Raw genomic sequence first — 22190 nt, 5'->3', positions numbered from 1 at the left:
AGAGGGCAAAACTAAATTAGTAGTAGGCATTGTTGTAGATCAAATGCGTTACGGTTATTTGCCCCGTTTTTATATCAAATAGGTTGAAGGTGGATTCAAGCGCATGATACGTGAAGGCTATAATTGTAATAATAATCACTTTAATTATATACCTACCAAAACAGGACCTGGTCATGCTTCGATCTTCACCGGAACCACTCCAAAATATCATAGTATCATTGGGAATGACTGGTTTGATAAACCGTCCGGAAAAACCGTGAATTGTGTTCAGGATGATAGCGTAAAGGCATTAGAATTTGTTTTAAACTGAAAGGTGAACTGACGGGGGATTAAGATACTTGTAATAGGATATCATAAAAGAGCTATAACGACTTATCGAAAATATCTGCATTTTAAATCATAAATAGGGATCAATCACCTATTTTTTTGTATTTTATTCTATTCTATTAATGTATAAATCAAATAGTTATGAAAGAAAAAATACACGTTTTACCCTCAAATCTTTTTTATTCAGAACCCCAAAAATTACTACTGATTTTTTTACTCACATTATTAGGAATTTTTGCCTTACAAGCACAAAATACAAACGCAAGTGATACAGGTCATGAGCATGCCGACGAAAATGCTACGGTATATGGTGGCGACCTCACCTTTGCCGATGGTGAAACCTATACCAGTGTTTGTGTTGGTGATGGGGAAGCGGATTATATCTGGGTGCATCTTGAAAATGAATCAGGTCGTGTAAAGCAGTGGATTATAACTGATGAAGCCGGTAATATTGCGGCACTCCCAGATGATATTGAGTCCTATGATTTTGATGAAGATGGTGTAGGCATTAGCTTAATTTATCACCTCTCTTATAATGGGATAAAACCTTTAGTAGATCCATCGGGTCAGGGCAAGTTTACCATTAATGTAGATGACATCGTCGGTAAGTTTGATTTATCAGATCCCATAACGGTGGAACGCTTTTTGCAACCTGTTGGAGGTACTTTAGAAGGGGGGCCATTTGAATTTTGTGTTGGTGATGGTGAAGCCGATCATATACCAGAAGGAGCCATTACTTTATCAGGAAATATGGGAACTAACTCGGCATGGGTGGTTACCGATATAGACGGAAACATTTTAGGCCTTCCAGAAAGCCCTTATGATGTTAATTTTGATGAGGCTCCTGCGGGAACCTGTTTGGTGTGGCATTTAAGTTATGAGGATAATGTAAGCTTGGATATTACTAATGCAAGTGAATTAATGGGTTGCTTTGCACTAACAAATCCTATTGAAGTATTTAGATATCAACAACCAACCGCAGGTACCCTGGAAGGAGGACCCTTTAATTTTTGTGTTGGGGATGGTGAAGCCGATCATATACCAGAAGGAGCCATTACTTTATCAGGAAATATGGGAACTAACTTGGCATGGGTGGTTACCGATATAGACGGAAACATTTTAGGCCTTCCAGAAAGCCCTTATGATGTTAATTTTGATGAGGCTCCTGCCGGAACCTGTTTGGTGTGGCATTTAAGTTATGAGGATAATGTAAGTCTGGATATTACAAATGCAAGTGAATTAATGGGTTGCTTTGCACTAACAAATCCTATTGAAGTATTTAGATATCAACAACCAACCGCAGGTACCCTGGAAGGAGGTCCCTTTAATTTTTGTGTTGGGGATGGTGAAGCCGATCAAATTGAAGAAGGAGCCATCACCTTATCCGGTAATAGTGGAACAAATGCTGCATGGGTGGTCACAGATGCCGACGGCAACATACTTGCTCTACCCGATAGTCCCTATGATGTTAATTTTGATGAGGCTCCTGCCGGAACCTGTTTGGTCTGGCATTTAAGTTATGAGGATAATGTGAGTTTTGATGGTGTGGCAAATGCGGCCGATTTAATGGGCTGTTTTGCACTCTCTAATCCTGTTACAGTTAACAGAACAAGTGTCAATGGAGGTACCTTAACAGGTGGTGAGGAAAATAGTTTTAGCTTTACGGTGGGAGACGGAACATCCGATACACTTGCTGATGGGGCATTAACTCTGGAAGGTAATGTAGGAACCAATTCTGCTTGGGTATTGACCAATGAGGATGCAACGGTAATATTGGCTTTACCAACGAACTACACCGATATTGATTTTGATGGTACTGGAGAGGGTGTGAGTAAATTATGGCATTTAAGTTACGAGGATGGGTTGGAAGGATTAACACCTCCTGATGAAGGAGATCATTTAGTGTCCGGACTATCAGGAGCTTGTTTTGATTTGTCCAACGCCATTACCATCAATAAAGTAACTGCAAGTAGTATTGCCATTTATCCAAACCCAACCGAAACATCGGTTAGTGTGGACCTATCACATTTTTCAGGTGATTATATCAATATCAGTCTGTTTAATTTAAAAAGTTCGAGATTATTTAATCAGCAATATTCGTTTAAAGGGTTATCCAAAATACAATACTTAGATGTTAGCGATTATGATGCAGGTCTTTACTTTGTTAAGGTTACTAACCTACAGACGGGTGCTACGGCGGTAAAACCATTGGTGATTAACTGATAATGTTGTTCTTTATTTAGATTCATAAAGGTATCTAAAAGGTTTATATTTTTATTTGTTGTATGGAGTCTTTTGACTATCCCTCAAGTCAAGTTTAAGTCGAATTCCCTTGGAAGGTCTTCATTAGCCTATCACATTTCGACTTTCCTCCATGTGACTTATAGATTACTTTTTAGATACCTTATTTTCGTTTTAACATTCCCTTCCATCTAAGGCGTCTTATAAATAGGCCTTGATCTTTGGTGACGAGATAATCGAGACGTTCTTTTTTGGCCTTAATGAACCCGCTCATATAATCCCTGAATAATTGGAAACTATTTTTCCTAAAAGCAAGTTTAAGAGCAGAAATGAGAGTGATAAAAAAGCCGTAGCGCATTTTATACATAGCTTCCCCTTGTAAATATTTTGAAGCATTAGTATAACCGTTTCCCGTGGGTCTTAAATGTTTTACTTTTAAAGAGGGGTCGGTTAAAATGTCCCATCCATAAAATTTGGCCAGTAATTCATCCACAGTGTCCCAGCCCATAGAGGACTTCAATTTACCTATCTGCAGAAAGCAATCTTTACGATAGGCCTTAAGTGCTCCGCGAATATGATCTTTCCTGGTTAAGTTTTCCAAAATCCATTGTCCGTTTTTCTCAATATAACAAAACCCCGAAGCCATTCCCAGGGCATCATTTGCCATAAAATGACCTGCCAAATACTCCAAATAATATTTAGGAAAAATCAAGTCAGCATCAAATTTACAAATCACATCATAATTAAGGTCTAAAGTATTATAGCCTGTATAAAAGGCATTAATAATTTTGGCTCCAGGTAAATGGACCTGAGATGATGTTGAATCGACAGCAGTAATCCAGGAATATTTATCGGTATAGGTTTTAACAATGTCGGGAGTTTTGTCGGTAGAGTTATCATTGACAACAACCACATGCTTTGGCAGTAAAGTTTGATTTACCAAAGAATCCAAAGTTAGTGCAATGGAACGTGCTTCGTTGTGAGCTGGAATGACAATATAGAAATTCAAGTTATAAAATTATAATAATATTCAAAGTTAAGGGTTTTTGAAATTAGAAAATTAGGCCTTGGAATAGTCTATCCTCTCTGCATATATTATATAATATCTCGGTGTTATCCATCTAAAAAACGGACGAATACCTATTTTATTTATAGGGTGTGTCCATTTTTTACGATCAGTAATCGTCCAACCAGATTTTTCCAATAACCAATCGAATTGCCAATCTTCAAATTCGTGGTAATGTCTGTCCCAAATATCTGTTTGACTTCTGTATGCCGAAGAGAACCACAAGCGAAGTGGTACACTTGCCACTAACTTTTTAGCTTTTATACATTTCAAAACAGTGAACGGAGAAATGAGATGTTCAAAAATCTCAAAAGCAGTCACAACATCAGCATTAGAATCTTCTATAGTTGAGGTGTCTAAATCCAGATCTTCACCTTTGGTGTTTTCGACTTGATAACCATGGGAAGACATGATCTGAGAAAAGGGATTTTCCACACCCAGGTCCAATATGGATTCAGATTTGGAAATATGTTTTTCTAAAAAATCTAAGGTTAGTTTATAGCGCTTATTTGGATATGTTTGTTCGTACATATTAGCACTTGTAAACAATAGCATTGATATGCATGCCGGCACCTACACTGGCAAAAATAACCACATCACCGGTTTTAAGAGTATGGTGTTCTAGCTTATTGTTTTTAACCAAATCAAACAATGTAGGCACGGTTGCGACCGAACTGTTGCCAAGTTTTTGAATGCTCATGGGCATAACATGTTTAGGGATATCGGTTTTATAAAGCCTATAGAACCGTTTTAAAATGGCTTCATCCATTTTTTCATTAGCCTGATGGATGAATATTTTTTTAACATCCTTAATGTTCACACCACTGCGATCCAGGCAGGATTTCATAGCTTTAGGAACATGGTTTAAGGCAAATTCGTATATTTTTCGTCCATCCATTTTAATGTAACGGGTATCCCTACAAAGCTCCTGCTTGTTCGAATTTCCAAAATATAAATAATAAGCCTCATCATAAGTAAAACTGCCAGTTTCATGAGTTAAGATACCACCTTCATCGGGTGTCGCTTCAATAATGGCAGCACCGGCACCATCAGAAAAAATCATAGAATCCCGATCGTGTTTATCCACAACTCTCGATAAAGTCTCAGTCCCAATAACCAAACAGCGTTTTGCCATACCTGATTGGATAAATGCCTTGGCTTGAATAACGCCTTCGATCCAACCCGGACACCCAAATAAAATATCATACGCAACACATTTAGGGTTTTTAATGCGTAAACTATGTTTTATTCGTGAGGCCAAAGAGGGGAGTATATCACTTTGAATAGTGTTATGCTTTACATCACCAAAATTGTGTGCGACTATAATATAGTCTATAGTCTCACGATCCATTTTGGCATCTTCGATCGCTTTCTCTGCAGCAAAAAACCCCAAATCGGATGCATTTAAATGGGGTTTGGTATATCGTCTTTCAGAAATTCCGGTGATCGACATGAACTTTTCAACGATAATTTCATTAGGATCAGTTATGCTAGATCCATCGGTATTTAAAAATTCATGTTCGTGAAAACTTTCGTTTTTTTCAATAGTATCCGGTATATAACTTCCGGTACCTGTAATCTTAATGTTCATTTAATTAAGCTTAAAAAGCTAATATAATTGCTTTATTTATAATATCAATTTTTAATGGAATGACTTTACGATGTTCAGCGACGTAATTAAGCCTCCATAAAAGCTTCAATAGGGGTACAGGTACAAATGAGATTCCTGTCTCCATAAGCATCATCAACACGCCGAACACTGGGCCAAAATTTATTGTCTCTTACGTAATCCAAAGGGAAAGCCGCTTTTTCCCGAGAATAGGGAAGTAACCATTCATCTGCAGTTACCATGCCCAAAGTATGAGGAGCATTTTTTAAGACGTTATTCGTGTCTTCCTTAGAAAGGGCGTCGATTTCTTTCTTAATCGACAGTAATGCATCACAAAACCTATCGATTTCCGCTTTACTTTCACTTTCTGTGGGTTCAATCATTAATGTTCCGGCAACGGGAAAGGATACAGTAGGGGCGTGAAAGCCATAGTCCATAAGACGTTTTGCGATATCAGACACCTCAATACCTTTAATTTTGAATGGACGACAATCCACAATCATCTCATGAGCTGCTCTACCACATTCACCTGAATATAAAGTGTCAAAACTGCCTTCCAAACGCTTTTTCATGTAGTTGGCATTTAAGATGGCAATTTTAGTTGCTTGAGTTAAACCTTCGGCACCGAGCATTTTTATGTAACCATATGAAATTAAACACGCCAACGCGGATCCATAAGGTGCTGCGGAAATAGCGGTTATGGCTTTTTTCCCTCCAACTGGCTTAACAGGATTGCCCGGTAAAAAAGGCACTAATTGTTCTGCGACACAAATAGGGCCTACACCAGGACCTCCACCACCATGGGGAATAGCAAAGGTCTTATGGAGGTTTAAATGACAAACATCTGCTCCAATATGTCCCGGGTTTGTTAGTCCTACCTGTGCGTTCATATTGGCCCCATCCATATATACCTGTCCGCCATTATCATGTATTATTTTAGTGATTTCTTTTATGGCAGATTCATAAACACCATGTGTAGAAGGATAGGTGACCATAAGTGCAGCTAAATTATCTTTATGCAATTCTGCTTTTTCACGTAAGTCATTGACATCCATATTTCCTTCTTCTGTAGATTTAGTAACAACCACCTGCATACCTGCCATTACCGCACTAGCCGGGTTGGTCCCATGTGCTGATGAAGGGATTAAACAGATATTTCTATGATGTTCACCTCGGGATTCATGATATGCCTTTATTACCATAAGTCCTGCGAACTCACCTTGAGCACCGGAGTTGGGCTGTAAAGAAGTGGCAGCAAAGCCGGTGATTTCCGTTAATTGATCTTCTAAGGCTTTTAACACGGTAATATAACCTCTGGCTTGATTAAGTGGGGCAAACGGATGTATATTCCCCCATTTAAACCAGCTTAAAGGAAGCATTTCGGAGGCGGCATTTAACTTCATGGTACAAGATCCCAAGGAAATCATAGAATGGTTAAGGGATAAATCTTTGCGTTCTAATTGCTTAATATACCGCATCAATTCTGTTTCAGAGTGATAGGTGTTGAATACGGGATCGGTCAAGAATGATGACTTTCTTCTAACTGAATTAGCAATATTGCAAGCTTCTTGTACGGATTCTATTATTATGGTTTTCTTTTGAGCCGCTTCAGCAAAAATGGAAATCAAATAATTAATATCTCTAATGGAAGTGGTCTCATTAATTGAAATGGTAACCGTTTCAGAATCAGGATAAAACAAGTTTACTTTTTTCGCCTTAGCAATTTTTCTGATTCGTTTTGCATTTGTTCTTATTTGAAGCGTATCAAAATAGGAGGTGTTGACTTGCGAGTAGCCCAAGGTCTCTAACACTTGTGCAAGTTTAGATGCCTTATTGTGAATTTTATTAGCAATAAATTGCAACCCATGAGGACCATGGTAAACGGCATACATTCCTGCCATTACGGCCAATAATACCTGTGCTGTACAAATATTGGATGTCGCCTTATCACGTTTAATATGTTGTTCCCGTGTCTGTAATGCCATTCGTAAAGCTCTATTTCCATTGGCATCCTTTGTTACGCCAATGATACGCCCTGGGATATCCCGTTTATAGGCTTCTTTAGTGGCAAAATATGCTGCATGGGGTCCACCAAACCCCATAGGAATCCCAAACCGTTGGGTTGTACCTATTACAACATCCGCACCAAATTTACCGGGAGCTTCGAGTTTTATCAAGCTTAAAATATCGGCGGCCACGGCCACTTTTATATTTGAAGTATTGGCATGTTGTATAAACCACTCAATATCGGTTATTTGTCCGTTTTTCCCCGGGTATTGCAATAAGGCGCCAAAGTAGGTTTCAGAGAAATCAAAATGGGCTTCATTACCAATGACTAATTCAATACCAATTGGTGTGGCTCGGGTTTTTAATAAAGATAACGTCTGGGGTAATATTACATCAGAAACAAAAAATTTATTTATTCCAGCTTTTTTCTGCCCGCGATCACGGATGGCAAATAATAAACTCATGGCTTCGGCTGCAGCCGTACTTTCATCAAGTAAAGAAGCATTAGCAATCTCCATACCTGTAAGTTCCGTAATCATGGTTTGGAAATTCAATAAAGCTTCCAATCTCCCCTGGGCAATTTCAGCTTGATAAGGTGTGTAAGCGGTATACCACCCCGGATTTTCCAAAATATTCCGTTGAATTACTGCTGGTAAAATGGTTGGGTGGTAACCTAAACCTATATATGTTTTTCTTGCTTTATTTTCTTTGGAAAGATCATGAATGTGTAACAAATATTCATGCTCAGTCATGGGGTCATCCAAATGCAAACCATTTTTTAATCTAATATCATCAGGGATGGTTTCATTAATAAGTTCATCTAGTGAATTTAATCCTAGAACTTCCAGCATTTGATGTTGGTCATTTTCATTAGGTCCTATATGACGCAAGGCAAAAGCATTCGTATTCATTAAAATAATGTTTAATTATATAGTTGGCAAAAATACGTAATAATTCATGTTTTTTATTTAAGATAAAATAAAGTTTTTAACCATATAAAACCGTTATTAACACATTGGTTATTTTTGTTCCATGAACTTATTGAAACAACTAATCAATTTTTATATTAACAGCAGCATCCATGTTGCGTTATCGGTTGTTTCATTAACCGGCATCACCATGTTAGAGTACACCATGTCTATTGATTATAGCATTCTAATGTTTGTGTTTTTTTCGTCAATTATAGGGTATAATTTTGTTAAATATTATGGATTGGCAAAACTTCATCATAGAAGCTTGGTCAATTGGTTAAATTCGATTCGAGTAGTTTCAGTTTTTTCGTTTATTTTGATGTGTTATTATGCGCTGCAATTAGATGCCAAAGCGCTAAGTTTAATTGGGGTATTGGCGTTGTTTACATTTTTGTATGCAACTCCGTTTTTACCTGAGCGTTTTATTTATGATAATAGGCAAAACCTCAGGAGCATAAGCGGACTTAAAATATACATAATTGCACTGGTTTGGACAGGTGTTACGGTATTTCTGCCCTTAATTGTAGTTAATTTTGATATAAATTTGGATGTACTTATAACAGCATTTCAACGTTTTCTGTATGTCATCGTTTTAATGCTTCCGTTTGAAATTAGGGATTTAAGATTCGATAATTTAAAACTTTCCACAGTCCCCCAAAAAATTGGAATTAAGCAAACTAAATATGTTGGCAGTGTCCTTTTGGGGGTATTTCTTTTCTTGGAAATTGTTGTTAAAAATGAATTTATTCGTAATGACCTTATGCCCTTTTTAATCATTACTTTAAGCACATGGTTGTTTTTAATTTTTGCAAAAATTGATCAAGGAAAATACTATAGTGCTTTTTGGGTGGAAGGGCTTCCTATTTTTTGGTTTGCCATACTATTAATCATTCATTAAGTCCTGTGTTCATTGATGGCTTCTTCCAATTTTTGTTTCATTTTTTCCTTATCGCATTTATCCAAACATTCAACTTTTGATTTCGCAATGGCTTTTGAAAGCTTGGTATTGTTTTTGGTATATTCCCTGCAGGCCCTGCAATACAGTAAGTGAATGTTGAGTTTAATCTTTTCCCATAATGTTGCATTTTTGTATTGTGTTTTGTCACAAACATGGTTTGCTTCATCACATGGGATGACAATTCTTATCTTAGCCATAATCAAAACCAGTTTTGTTTTAAACATTCTGCCATTGCAGTACGTGCTCTATGGATAATTACCCAAAGGTTAGACGGTGTTATATCGAGTTCATTACAAATGACTTCGGTTTCAAATCCTTGAATGGTCTTCATTTTAAAAACTTCGGCTTGTTTTGGAGGTAATTTACTTAAACAGTTAAGTATGGCATCCCCAAGTTCACTATTTTGCAATTTATCTTCAGCATTTTTATCAAAGGGGTCGGCAACGCGTTCTTCCAGCCAATCGCCTTCATTTTCAGTATCATTGTAGATCATTCTAACCTCAGCTTTTCCTTTTTTGGAATTTATTTTACGATAATAATCTATAATTTTTCTTTTTAAAATAGAGATTAACCATGTGCGTTCACTGGCTTCACCTTTGAAGTTATTCATTGATTTTAATCCGGCCAAAAAAGTATCCTGAACTAAATCTTGAGCAATTTCCCGGTCACTAACCCTTGAAATGGTATAATTAAATAAGTAATCGGAATATAAATCGATCCACTTTTTAGGGTTAATTTGGTGGTTGGGCATGAGTAATCCTTCTTTTTAGAAATCAAAAATAGGATAAAAAATCGAATAATTACTTTTCGATTAATCCCGCTCTTCTCAGTAACGCCTCAGGTTTGGGTTCATGACCTCTAAAACGCTTGTAAAGTATCATTGGATTTTCAGTGCCACCCTTTGAAAGAATATGATCTTTAAATTTTTGAGCTATTGTTTTATTAAAAACGCCTTCTTTTTTAAAATATTCAAAGGCATCAGCATCCAGTACTTCAGCCCATTTGTAACTGTAATATCCCGATGAATAGCCCCCTTGAAAAATATGTGAAAATGCGGTGCTCATACAAGTTGATTCTGTTTTTGGAAATAAATTGGTATTCCTAAAGGCTTCATCTTCCTGAGTTTTAACATTAGTTATATTGGATGGGTCATGAGCGTGCCAGCTCATATCCAATAGTCCGAAACTTAGTTGACGTAAGGTCTGCATACCTTGATGGAAGGTGGCGGATTCTTTTATTTTTTCAACATAATCCATGGGGATGATCTCTTCAGTTTCAAAATGCGTTGCAAATAATTTTAAGGCCTCTTTTTCGTAACACCAATTTTCCATTATCTGACTTGGTAATTCTACAAAATCCCAATACACACTCGTTCCTGATAAGCTGGGATAGGTGGTATTTGCCAACATGCCGTGGAGAGCATGACCAAATTCATGAAACAAGGTGGTAACTTCATTAAAAGTTAATAACGAAGGTTTGGTTTTTGTTGGTTTTGTGAAATTACATACTATTGATATATGTGGTCGGCTATTTTCTCCATTTTTTATATACTGTGGTTTGTAGGAGGTCATCCAAGCACCATTGCGTTTACCTGGGCGTGGAAAAAAATCGGTATATAATATGGAGATGAGTTCACCTTTTGAATTATTAACCCGATAAGTAATCACATCATCGTGGTATTTATCAATAGTATCAATGGCTTCAAATTGTAAATCATACAGCTTATTGGCAATAGTGAAGGCACCATTAACGACGTTTTCTAATTTGAAGTAGGGTTTTAATTTTTCATCATCTATACTAAAGAGCTTTTGTTTTAGCTTTTCCGAATAATAAGCACTATCCCATTTTTCGATTTGATAAATAGGGTCCAACGCTTTTGCAAAGCTTTCTAAATTTTTAAATTCCCGTTCAGCAGCGGGTTTGGCTTTTCCCAGTAAATCATTTAAAAATGCCAGAACTTTTTTAGGCGACTCTGCCATGCGTTCTTCCAGAACAAAATGGGCATGGGTTTTATATCCCAGCAAATTAGCACGTTCGTACCTTAATTTTACGATGTCCAAAACATGTTGCTGATTGTCTAATTCATTACCATGAAATCCTTTACTGCCGGCGGCTAGAGCCAATTGTTTGCGCAGAGTCCTGTTATCGGCGTAGGTAATAAAAGGAATGTAACTTGGATAATCCAGGGTAAAAAGCCATCCTTCCTTGTCTTTTGATTCTGCCAATTGTTTCGCTGCTTCTTTAGCGCCTTCAGGCAATCCCGATAAATCCGATTCATTACTAATGAGCATTTCAAAGGCATTGGTTTCGGCCAATACATTCTCACCAAATTTGAGTTTCAACTGGCTAAGCTTTTTATCGATCTCACGAAGCTTTAATTTTTTCTCCTCAGAAAGGTTGGCGCCATTTCTGAAAAACCTTTTGTATTTTTTTTCAAGCAGGGTTTGTTGTTCGGGGTTTAAATTCCATTTGGCCTTATTTTCGTAAACCGTCTTAATTTTATCGAATAACGTTTTGTTTAAGGTGATATCATTATTGAATTCTGACAATAATGGAGACACCTCTTGCGCGATTTTTTGAATGGTATCGTTCGTTTCGGCGGAATTCAAATTAAAAAAAAGACTGGAAATTCTATCCAGTTGTTCCCCTGAAAATTCTAAAGCTTCAATGGTGTTTTTAAAGGTAGGGCTTTCCGAGTTTTTAATAATGGCATTAATTTCTTTTTTAGCGTTGGTAATGGCTGTTTTAAAAGCAGGTAAGAAATCCTGATCTTTTATTTGTGAAAAGGGGACTGTAGAGTATGGTGTATTGAATGTTTGATTAAGGATGTTTTTGTGCATATTTAATATGTTAATTTTTTAATTTATTATGCATGCATATAAAAATTTTATATATTTACACCTCATTACAGAGTGACTAACTCAAAAGAATCATTGTTTATAAGAAGAAACCTCAGGGAAGCTTGAGGTTTTTTCATTGTAAACCTTTAGCAGATTCGTTAACCTTAACCTTAAGATTTTCTTTAAAGGCCACGATTTTATCAAGTGTAAGACTATCATGGGCTCCAATTATCTGAGCGGCTAATATTCCAGCGTTCTTTGCTCCATCAAGAGCTACTGTGGCCACTGGGACACCACCGGGCATCTGAAGAATAGAAAGTATCGAATCCCAACCATCTATGGAATTACGACTTTTTATGGGTACACCGATTACCGGCAGTGGGGACAGTGAGGCTATCATACCGGGTAAATGAGCTGCACCTCCAGCACCGGCTATAATTACTGAAAATCCTCTGGTATGGGCGTGCTTACCATAGTCGAACAATTTATCTGGCGTACGATGAGCCGATACAATGTCGACTTCAACTTCTAAATCGAATCCTTTTAAGATGTCTATAGCATCTTGCATAATAGGTAGATCACTTTTGCTACCCATAATTACACCTACTTTATTCATAAATTCCTATTTATTATGTCCAAATTCCAAAAGTATCTCATTTTCGGATTTGATTACAATGGTTTATTCACTTATAACTCTAATAGTTTGTTTTACTTCTTCAGCAATTCTTCTTGCTTCATTTACATCTTTATTAACTATGGTAACATGCCCCATTTTTCTAAATGGGCGTGTTTGTTTTTTGCCATAGACATGTGGTGTTACACCATCCATTTCCATAATTCTTTCGATGTTTTCATAAACCACATTTCCCTTATGGCCTTCAGCACCTACTAAATTAACCATAACTCCGCTAACCTTGCTGTCTGTTTTCCCAAGTGGTAAATTTAAAATTGCCCTAATATGTTGTTCGAATTGTGAAGTGTAACTTGATTCAATAGTGTGATGCCCTGAATTATGCGGCCTGGGGGCTACTTCGTTTATTAAAATATCATCGTCTGGGGTCCGGAACATTTCTACGGCCAATAATCCCACATGGTTAAACGCCTCCGATGTTCTTAATGCAACATCTTTAGCCTTTTGCGCTATACTATCTGAAATTCTTGCGGGGCAAATAACATATTCCACCTGATTAGCTTCAGGATGAAACTCCATTTCGACAACAGGATAACTTTTTGTTTCACCGGAAGCATTACGGGCAACAATAACGGAAAGTTCATTTTTAAAAGGAACGAGGGCTTCGGCAATGCATTCAACATTGGGCAAACCCTCCAAGTCGTCAATAGATTTCACAATTTTGACACCTTGTCCATCATATCCAAATTGGGCAGCTTTCCAAACAAATGGGAAGGACAATCCATCATGTTTTATCACTTTCTTTATTTCCGAAGTAAATGCAAAACGAGAAAAAGATGCTGTTGGTAACTCGTTATCAACATAAAATAATTTTTGTTGAGCCTTGTTTTGAATGATGCGTAATGTTTTTGAAGATGGATACACTTTTACGCCTTGCTTTTCAAGGGTTTCCAGAGCATCAACATTAACGTTTTCAATTTCAAAGGTCAACACATCCACCTGTTTTCCAAAATTATATACAGCGTCATAATCCATTAAATCCCCCAGATGGAACTCATCACAGGCAATTTTACAGGGGGCATCTTCGCTAGCCTCTAAAACACATGTGCAAATATCAAATTTTCTGGTATTGTATAGTAGCATTTTACCCAACTGACCGCCGCCTAAAATACCCAGTTTGAAATTTGAAGAGAAATAATTCATTTTAAATAAATTTCCTAGGACGATATTAAGATTAGGCAAAAATACATTTTAATATGTAATTACTTCGTAAATCGTAATTCAAAAATCGCAAATCATAAATCATTTATTATCTTTGCAACTTTAACAATAAGTTATAGTGATAAAGCTTCACGATAAATATTTTAAACCATTTATTTCAGCTCAGCAAATTAACGATGCCCTAGGGCGGATGGCGAATGATATTGCTCAAGATGTTGGTGACGAAATACCTGTATTCATAGGAATTTTGAATGGATCGTTTATGGTAGTAAGTGATTTTGTTAAGAAATTTCCAAAACCCTGTGAGGTCACCTTCATAAAATTAGCGTCTTATGAAGGGGTAAAGTCTACTGAAGATATCCAACGTTTAATTGGGTTGACACAAGATTTAACGGGACGTACGGTTATTGTTTTAGAAGATATTATTGATTCTGGGAATACCCTGGCCGAGGTCCACCGCATTTTTAAAAATGAAAAGGTAAAAACGCTTAAAATAGCAACCCTATTTTACAAGCCTGAGGCTTATAAAAAGGATTTCAAACTCCATTATATCGGTATTGAAATTCCAAATAAGTTTATTGTTGGCTTTGGTTTAGATTATAATGGATTGGGGAGGAACATCCCTGAAGTATATCAAATAAAAGAAACACAGCATATGACAAACTTTGTACTTTTTGGCCCTCCAGGTGCTGGAAAAGGAACCCAGGCAGAATTTTTAAAGCAAAAATATAATTTAGTACACATCTCAACAGGGGATGTGTTTCGCTATAATATTAAAAACGAAACCGCTTTGGGTATGTTAGCCAAATCCTATATGGATAAAGGAGATTTAGTTCCAGATAAGGTTACTATAGATATGTTAAATGCGGAAGTTGAAAAAAATGCTGATGCCAATGGATTTATTTTTGATGGTTTCCCACGTACCAATGCTCAGGCCCAAGCGTTGGATCGTTTGATGGACAGTAAAGATTCACAAATTAATGCAATGATTGCCTTAGAAGTAGAAGATGAAATATTAGTTGAACGTTTACTGAAAAGAGGTAAAACCAGTGGAAGGCCTGATGATGCCGATAAGTCCATTATTAGAAATAGGATTACTGAATACTACAACAAAACGGCCATTTTAAGAGACTACTATTCCACTCAAAATAAATATTTCGGCGTTGATGGTGTAGGAAGTATTGAAGAAATTACACAGCGATTGAGTGCAGTTATTGATGCGTTGTAGATAAAAGTGATTGATGAAGTGAAGGAAGATTGATTTTCAATCCTTAGCAAATTAAAGTTGAAAACGTAAGTTGGTCGGCATACAATTTAAGTCTGCAGGATTGAATTCGTTCATATACTTTGCAAATTTTTGATTTGACCGAAATTATTCCAAAATCTATAAAAGTTAAGGTCGTTATTGCTTCGAATATTATTACAGGAGTTAAAGTAAAAGAATTACATAAGAAGAGTATGGAGTTGTTTGGAGTATTTTCCAGTTTGACAAAAAGCGTGTTAAATATTGGCAAAAGATCAAACAATCGACCCAATAATTCAGTCTTTATCAATCTATTACAACCTCAATCTATCTATTACAACAAACTAAAAAAAAATGACTGAAGGCAATTTTGTAGATTATGTTAAAATGTATGTCGCTTCTGGAAATGGAGGTAAAGGCTCGGCACATTTACATCGGGAAAAATATGTTGCCAAAGGTGGACCTGATGGGGGTGACGGCGGCCGTGGTGGTCATGTTATAATTAGAGGCAATGCAAACCTTTGGACCCTGTTTCATTTAAAGTTTAAAAAACACGTTCGCGCAGGTCATGGCGAACACGGTGGCAGCAGTAGAAGTACCGGAGCCGATGGTGAAGATGTCTATATTGATGTTCCCCTGGGAACTGTCGTGCGAGATTCTGATACCAATGCCATAATTTTTGAAATTACCGAACATGGGGATGAAGAAATAATTGCAACAGGAGGAAAGGGCGGACTTGGAAACTGGAATTTTAAATCATCCACCAACCAAACACCACGTTATGCACAGCCCGGATTACCACTCGAAGAAAAATATATTACTCTAGAATTAAAGGTGTTAGCCGATGTTGGATTAGTAGGCTTTCCTAATGCTGGTAAGTCCACTTTATTGTCTGTTATGACCTCTGCCAAACCAAAAATTGCAGATTATGAGTTTACTACACTTAAACCTAATTTAGGTATTGTGGAGTATCGCGATTTTCAAAGTTTTGTAATGGCCGATATTCCAGGAATAATAGAAGGTGCTGCGGAGGGCAAAGGATTAGGCTATTATTTTTTAAGACATATTGAACGCAATTCGGTGTTGTTATTTTTAATACCTGCAGATGCCGATGATATTAAAAAGCAATATGATGTTCTGCTAGATGAACTTAGACGGTATAATCCGGAAATGTTAGATAAGGAGCGACTTATTGCTATTTCGAAATGTGATATGTTAGATGATGAGCTAAAGGCCGAATTAAAAAAGGAGTTGGATATCAAACTGCCCATTCCTTATGTGTTCATTTCCTCAGTGGCCCAACAAGGCATTCAAGAACTAAAAGACAAGCTATGGAAGGTCTTGAATGATTAAGCTTTTCTTTGTACGACCTCATACACTTCATTATCATCGCACTTTAAGGTTTTACTCGGGTATTTTAGCAATAAAGCATAGTCGTGAGTTGCCATTAGAATGGTATTGCCATTTTTGTTGATATCCTGAAGAACTTCCATGACTTCAATACTGGTTTGAGGATCTAAATTACCTGTGGGTTCATCGGCTAATATAAGTTCCGGGTTATTTAATAAAGCTCTGGCGATGGCAATACGCTGTTGTTCACCACCAGATAACTCATGGGGAAATTTAAATTCTTTTGTTTTCATATCTACTTTAGCTAAAACCTCCTCAACACGTTGATTCATTTCATTTTTGTCTTTCCATCCAGTTGCCTTTAAGACAAACAATAAATTATCATTAATCGTTCTGTCAGTTAACAATTTGAAATCTTGGAAAATCACCCCGAGCTTTCGTCTTAGAAATGGGATATCTTTTTCTTTTAAGGTTTTTAAATCGTAGTCAACAATATGTCCTTCGCCTTCAGTCAAGGGTAAATCACCATAAAGGGTTTTCATAAAACTACTTTTTCCTGTTCCCGTTTTTCCAATTAAATAGACAAAATCACCTTTATTGATCTCCACGTTGACATTAGAAAGTACCAGACTTTCGCCCTGATAAATGGAGGCATTTTTTAACTGTAGAATTGGGTTGGACATGTTTTGCAGACGTTAATTGTTAATTGTCCAAAGTTAATTTTTTTCAGACAAATAGTATAACATCTGCGCATTATAAATCGTATTATGTATTGTCAAAAAAATGTATTTAATAACTCCGTTTATAATTATAGCACGATTGTTGCGTTATAAGGTTTAGATTAAATTATCTTTGATTTTTGAATTTAAACCCAATCGTTAATGACTATCAAAAACATTGCAACCCTCGTGTTGGTCCTACCTCTTAGTATACAGGTTTTTGCCCAGCAATCTGCAGCCTATACCAGTAATTTAGTAGATTATCAAAAAGCCCTTTCCTTATATAATAACAGACAGTATTTAGCCGCTCAATCCCTGTTCAGGGATATTAAAAAGACTGCGGATGAAGACAATGTACAATCAGATTGTACCTATTACATTGCCAATTGTGCTGTACGTTTAAATCAGCAAAATGCCGATGGCCTGGTGGAAGACTTTGTGGCTGATTATCCAACAAGTACGAAGCGGAATACAGCCTTTGTCGATGTTGGGGACTACTATTTTGAAAACTCTAAATTCGCTTATGCCAAGAAGTGGTATGACAAAGTGGACGAAGGGGCCTTAAGTAGAAATGAAAAAGACAAATTCTATTTTAATAAGGGGTACACTGCATTTTCAACAAAGCGTTATAAGGAGGCCAAAACCTATCTAAGCCATGTTGAGAATTCCCAAAAATATGGCTCTCAAGCTAAGTATTATATTGGATTTATGGCCTATGAAAGTGACGATTACGATCAGGCGAACGAATATTTTGATCAGGTAAGTGACCAGGAACGTTATCAGGAAAAATTATCATATTACCAAGCTGATTTAAATTTCAAATTGGGAAAATTTGAAAAAGCTATTGAATTGGCAAAAGAACGTTTGGAGACCAGTGATGAAACAGAAGTTTCGGAATTATCGAAAATAATTGGGGAAAGTTACTTTAACTTGAAGCAATATGAGGAAGCTATTCCTTTCTTAAAATCCTATAAGGGCAAACAGGGGAAATGGAGTAATACCGATTTTTATCAATTGGGTTATGCCTATTATAAGCAGGGCGATTTTGAAAGTGCAGTGTCCGAGTTTAATAAAATTATAGGCGGTAATAATTCCATTGCCCAAAATGCGTACTATCATTTAGGGGAGAGTTATATAAATCTAAATAAAAAACAAGAGGCATTAAATGCCTTTAAAAATGCCTCTGAAATGGATTTCGATTTAAAAATCCAAGAGGATGCCTGGTTGAACTATGCCAAAATTAGTTATGACATAGGAAATCCTTACCAACCTGCACCGCAGGTATTGGCAGCATATTTGGATAAATACCCCAATACGAATTACAAAGAGGAGATAGAAACCCTTTTGATAGACTCATATATCACATCAAAGAACTACAAGGAAGCGTTGAAACTTTTGGAGGGCAAACGGAGTTTTGAAAATAAGTTGGCCTATCAAAAAGTGGCCTTTTACAGGGGTATTGAACTTTATAATGATGGGCATTATCTTGAAGCTATTAATTTATTTAATGCCTCCTTAAAAGAACAAAGGGACCAAACATATACTGCAAGAGCCACCTTTTGGAAAGCTGAGACCGATTTTAATTTAACTAATTATGAAGATGCTTTAGTCGGTTTCAAACAGTTTCAACAGCAAGGACAATCTGCCTTACCAGAAATGGAAAATATAGATTATAACATAGCTTACACCTATTTCAAACAAAAGAATTATGAAAAGGCTGTCGCACATTTCGATACTTTTATTCGAAATAAAAAAGAGGATAAAGTAAGGTTGAATGATGCCTATCTGAGATTGGGTGACGGGTACTTTGTGTCCAGTAATTATAAAGATGCTATGGACGCTTATGAGCAAGCAATCCGTTTAAATGAAATAGAATCAGACTACCCATTTTTTCAAAAAGCATTAAGTGCCGGTTATTTGGGTAAGTCCTCAAAAAAAATAAATGAATTGGAAGCTTTTATTGATACGTACCCGAAATCTAAACTAAGAGATGATGCTATGTATGAACTTGGTAATTCTTATGTAAAAGAGGGTCAAACCGATAAAGCCATGATCCTTTACAACCGTTTAAGTAGTGAATACCGAATGAGTTCATTTGTACCTAAAGCATTGTTGCGTCAGGGATTGGTATATTATAATGCGGGGCAAAATGAACAGGCGTTGGTTAAATTTAGAAAAGTAGCCAATGACTTTCCAAACACACCTGAAGCTCAACAAGCCGTATCAACCGCAAGGCTCATCTATATAGACTTGGGTCTTGTTAATGATTATGCTGCCTGGGTAAAGACTTTGGATTATATTGAAGTCACTGATTCCGATTTGGATCTTGCAACCTATGAAGCCGCAGAAAAGCAGTATTTAGATAACAATGTTGACAGAGCTATTAAACAATTTAATGGGTATCTGAATGAATTTCCAAATGGTTTACATGCCTTACCATCACATTTTTATTTAGCGCAATTATACTTTAAAAAAGACTTAAAAGGAAATGCCGCACCACACTATCAGTATGTGTTGGATGCCTCCCAAAGTGAGTTTACTGAAGAGGCTTTATCCCGGTTATCACAATATCATTTAGAAAATAAAAACTGGAATGAAGCCGTACCTTTGTTGTTGCGCTTGGAGCAGGAGGCCAACTTTCCGCAAAACATTGTATTTGCACAGTCTAATTTAATGAAAGCCTACTACCAGATGCAAAATTATAATCAGGCAGCTACCTATGCCGAGACGGTTTTGGGTCATTCAAAAATAGATAACAAAATTAAAAGTGATGCCTTTATCATCATTGCGAGGTCTGCTATAAAAACGGGCGATGAACCTAAGGCGAAAGCAGCATATACCAAGGTTGAGGGTGTAGCAAGTGGAGAAACTGCAGCCGAGGCACTATATTATAAGGCTTACTTCAAACATAAAGAAGAGCAATTTGAGGCCTCTAACAAATCGATACAAAAATTAGCTAAGGACTATTCGGGATATAAATATTATAGTGCAAAAGGACTTGTACTAATGGCAAAGAATTTTTATGCTTTAAACGATGCATTTCAAGCCACTTATATTCTGGAAAGTGTTATTAACAACTTCGAAGAGTTTAAGGATGTCGTTGAGGAAGCTAAAAAAGAATTAACGAGAATAAAGCAAGAGGAAGCCAAAACTAATTCGTCCATTCTATCTGATAATTAGGCATAATCAAAATAACAATACATGTCATGCTAAGGTTAGTTGCAGCATTGCATCAATCAATAAGTCAAAATCAAAATTATAATTATGCGTAAGCACATGAAATACACAGTTGTAATCATTTTAATAGGGATGTCATCGGCATTTGCTCAAAGGACGAAAAGCGACACTTTAAACACAGGTGTAATAGATGTTGTAAAACCCTATCAACCATCAATTTCCGATGCATTTAAGGTTAAGGAGACACCAACTCTGAAAGATGAGGTGACCGAAGCTAAAAAAGAAATTAAGTACAATATTTTCTCTATACCTGTGGCATCAACCTTTACTCCTGCTAAAGGAAAGGCTGCAGTTGTTGAAAAGGTACAGCCCGCTAAGTTATATGATAATTATGCGACCTTTGGTGTTGGAACCTACACAACCTTTTTAGGAGAGTTATATTTAAACCATGCTATAAGCAGGACGGAAAGTGTAGGGGGATATTTAAGTCATCATTCGTCTCAAGGAGGTATTGAAGGAGTACAATTTGAAGATGATTTTTCTAATTCTAAAATTAATGCCAATTACTCGTCTCAATTACGTGATTTGTCTTGGAATGTTGAAGGTGGCTTTCAAAGACAAACTTACAATTGGTATGGTGTTGAAGAGGCATTGGTAAATGTTGCCCAATCAAGTAATATTCAAGTAGATCATTCTTACTACAGCGCCCATTTTGGTGGTGATATCTCTTTTGAAGACACCTACATCAATTCGGGGAGTTTCTTTTTCAGACGTTTTGGTGATAATAGAGGGTCAGGTGAAAATCGGTTTAAGTTTAAAACCACTGTTGACATTCCCATTAATGGAGAAGAACTTTCGACGGATTTAATTTTTGATTATATAGGAGGGACTTTTGATAGAAGTTATGATGTAGATGAAGAATTGAGCTATGGCAACTATCAAATAGGGGTAGGGTCACAGTACGAATTGAAACAGGATGACCTTACTGTTAATTTTGGAGCATCTCTATTTTATTTAAGTGATAAAGAAAATGGGGATAGCAAGTTTTACATTTATCCTAAAATTACCGCTACCTATCGTTTGGTAAATGATGTGTTAATTGCATATGGTGGTATTGAAGGAGGACTAATACAAAATTCGTATTACAATTTTGCAACAGAAAACCCTTTTGTATCTCCAACGTTATTCATTATGCCAACAGATCAGCAATATGATGCCTATGTTGGATTAAAGGGAAAATTGTCAAGTCATATGAGCTATAATATTAGTGGGCATTATTTTGCCGATCGTAATAAGGCTTTATACAGGCATAATACCACCTTTTTTGATTTTACTGATGCGGAAGATTATCAATATAGTAATTCTTTTGGTGTGGTTTATGATAATGTAGATACTTTTAGTATTGCAGGAGAATTAAATGTGGATGTAAACAGAAATTTTACCTTAGGTCTTAAGGCAGAATATTTTAATTATTCAACAGGTAATCAGGCAGAAGCTTGGAATTTACCCGATATTAAGGGATCGCTGTTTTTCGATTACCAAATTAATCAATCCTGGTTTGCGGGAGCTAATTTGTTTTACATAGGGGAACGCAAAGGTTTGCTAAGTTTGATCGACCCTATTGAAGGGCCTAATTCAATGATGGTTAATTTAGACAGTTATTTTGATGCTAATGTGCATTTGGGGTATAATATAAACGATAAAATGGCAGTATTTGCAAAAGCTAATAATTTGGTAAATAACACTTACCAACGCTGGATGTTTTATCCCGTTCAAGGAATCCAGTTTTTGGCAGGGGCAACTTTTAAATTTGACTTCTAAACTCATTTC

The 22190-nt window shown here is 36.5% G+C and carries 17 protein-coding genes; 7 read left to right on the top strand and 10 right to left on the bottom strand.

Annotated elements, in window-relative coordinates:
• Positions 1–103 precede the first annotated feature (103 nt).
• The gene (locus MR054_RS16815; protein ID WP_420868342.1) at positions 104–310 is read left to right on the top strand and encodes an alkaline phosphatase family protein; all 207 of its coding nucleotides are present in this window, start codon (positions 104–106) and stop codon (positions 308–310) included.
• Positions 311–468: 158 nt separating this feature from the next.
• Complete coding sequence (locus tag MR054_RS11440; RefSeq protein WP_242157956.1) at positions 469–2550, top strand: T9SS type A sorting domain-containing protein; 2082 nt, start codon at positions 469–471, stop codon at positions 2548–2550.
• Between the two features lie 181 nt (positions 2551–2731).
• Here the strand turns inward: MR054_RS11440 and MR054_RS11435 are convergent, their stop codons facing one another.
• From MR054_RS11435 to gcvP, 4 genes are all read right to left on the bottom strand, one after another.
• Positions 2732–3577 (bottom strand): glycosyltransferase family 2 protein, encoded by an 846-nt coding sequence (locus MR054_RS11435; RefSeq protein WP_242157955.1) that lies wholly within the window; start codon positions 3575–3577, stop codon positions 2732–2734.
• A 51-nt stretch (positions 3578–3628) separates the two neighbouring features.
• Positions 3629–4165: a class I SAM-dependent methyltransferase gene (locus MR054_RS11430; RefSeq protein ID WP_242157954.1), complete on the bottom strand. Its 537-nt coding sequence runs from the start codon at positions 4163–4165 to the stop codon at positions 3629–3631.
• A 1-nt stretch (position 4166) separates the two neighbouring features.
• Positions 4167–5225, bottom strand: coding sequence for a 3-oxoacyl-ACP synthase III family protein (locus MR054_RS11425; RefSeq protein WP_242157952.1), 1059 nt, complete (start codon positions 5223–5225; stop codon positions 4167–4169).
• Between the two features lie 86 nt (positions 5226–5311).
• Positions 5312–8161, bottom strand: a complete 2850-nt coding sequence (gene gcvP / locus MR054_RS11420) for an aminomethyl-transferring glycine dehydrogenase (protein WP_242157951.1) — start codon at positions 8159–8161, stop codon at positions 5312–5314.
• Positions 8162–8282: 121 nt separating this feature from the next.
• Between gcvP and MR054_RS11415 the strand changes: the two genes are divergently transcribed.
• A complete protein-coding gene (locus tag MR054_RS11415; protein WP_242157950.1) occupies positions 8283–9119 on the top strand; it encodes a UbiA prenyltransferase family protein in 837 nt (278 codons plus the stop codon).
• On the opposite strand, the gene MR054_RS11410 is transcribed toward MR054_RS11415, so the two are convergent.
• The 5 genes from MR054_RS11410 to MR054_RS11390 form a co-directional block, all read right to left on the bottom strand.
• A complete protein-coding gene (locus MR054_RS11410) occupies positions 9116–9376 on the bottom strand; it encodes a hypothetical protein (RefSeq protein ID WP_242085453.1) in 261 nt (86 codons plus the stop codon). The genes MR054_RS11415 and MR054_RS11410 overlap by 4 nt on opposite strands.
• A gap of 2 nt (positions 9377–9378) precedes the next feature.
• Positions 9379–9930: a sigma-70 family RNA polymerase sigma factor gene (locus MR054_RS11405; RefSeq protein ID WP_242085452.1), complete on the bottom strand. Its 552-nt coding sequence runs from the start codon at positions 9928–9930 to the stop codon at positions 9379–9381.
• Positions 9931–9979: 49 nt separating this feature from the next.
• Entirely contained in the window at positions 9980–12019 is a 2040-nt protein-coding gene (locus MR054_RS11400) for a M3 family metallopeptidase (RefSeq protein WP_242157949.1), read from the bottom strand.
• Positions 12020–12152: 133 nt separating this feature from the next.
• Entirely contained in the window at positions 12153–12635 is a 483-nt protein-coding gene (gene purE, locus MR054_RS11395; RefSeq protein WP_242157948.1) for a 5-(carboxyamino)imidazole ribonucleotide mutase, read from the bottom strand.
• 63 nt (positions 12636–12698) lie between these two features.
• Positions 12699–13853: a 5-(carboxyamino)imidazole ribonucleotide synthase gene (locus tag MR054_RS11390; protein ID WP_242157947.1), complete on the bottom strand. Its 1155-nt coding sequence runs from the start codon at positions 13851–13853 to the stop codon at positions 12699–12701.
• Positions 13854–13989: 136 nt separating this feature from the next.
• Between MR054_RS11390 and MR054_RS11385 the strand changes: the two genes are divergently transcribed.
• Positions 13990–15099, top strand: a complete 1110-nt coding sequence (locus MR054_RS11385) for an adenylate kinase (protein WP_242157946.1) — start codon at positions 13990–13992, stop codon at positions 15097–15099.
• 369 nt (positions 15100–15468) lie between these two features.
• On the top strand, positions 15469–16467 hold the full coding sequence (obgE, locus tag MR054_RS11380) for a GTPase ObgE (RefSeq protein ID WP_242085447.1): 999 nt from the start codon (positions 15469–15471) through the stop codon (positions 16465–16467).
• Here the strand turns inward: obgE and MR054_RS11375 are convergent.
• Positions 16464–17147, bottom strand: coding sequence for a cell division ATP-binding protein FtsE (locus MR054_RS11375; protein ID WP_242157944.1), 684 nt, complete (start codon positions 17145–17147; stop codon positions 16464–16466). The genes obgE and MR054_RS11375 overlap by 4 nt on opposite strands.
• 198 nt (positions 17148–17345) lie before the next feature.
• On the opposite strand from MR054_RS11375, the gene MR054_RS11370 reads away from it, so the two are divergent.
• Both MR054_RS11370 and MR054_RS11365 read left to right on the top strand, forming a co-directional pair.
• Entirely contained in the window at positions 17346–20363 is a 3018-nt protein-coding gene (locus MR054_RS11370; protein WP_242157943.1) for a tetratricopeptide repeat protein, read from the top strand.
• Between the two features lie 96 nt (positions 20364–20459).
• Positions 20460–22181 carry a TonB-dependent receptor gene (locus MR054_RS11365; protein WP_242157942.1) on the top strand — a complete coding sequence of 574 codons (1722 nt, stop codon included), beginning with the start codon at positions 20460–20462 and terminating at the stop codon, positions 22179–22181.
• The last annotated feature ends 9 nt before the right edge of the window (positions 22182–22190 follow it).

It is taken from the genome of Aestuariivivens sediminis (genome assembly GCF_022662105.1).
GTDB lineage: Bacteria > Bacteroidota > Bacteroidia > Flavobacteriales > Flavobacteriaceae > Aestuariivivens > Aestuariivivens sediminis.
Note: the sequence above shows the minus strand (reverse complement) of the source record. Positions and strands in the feature narration are given on the sequence as shown.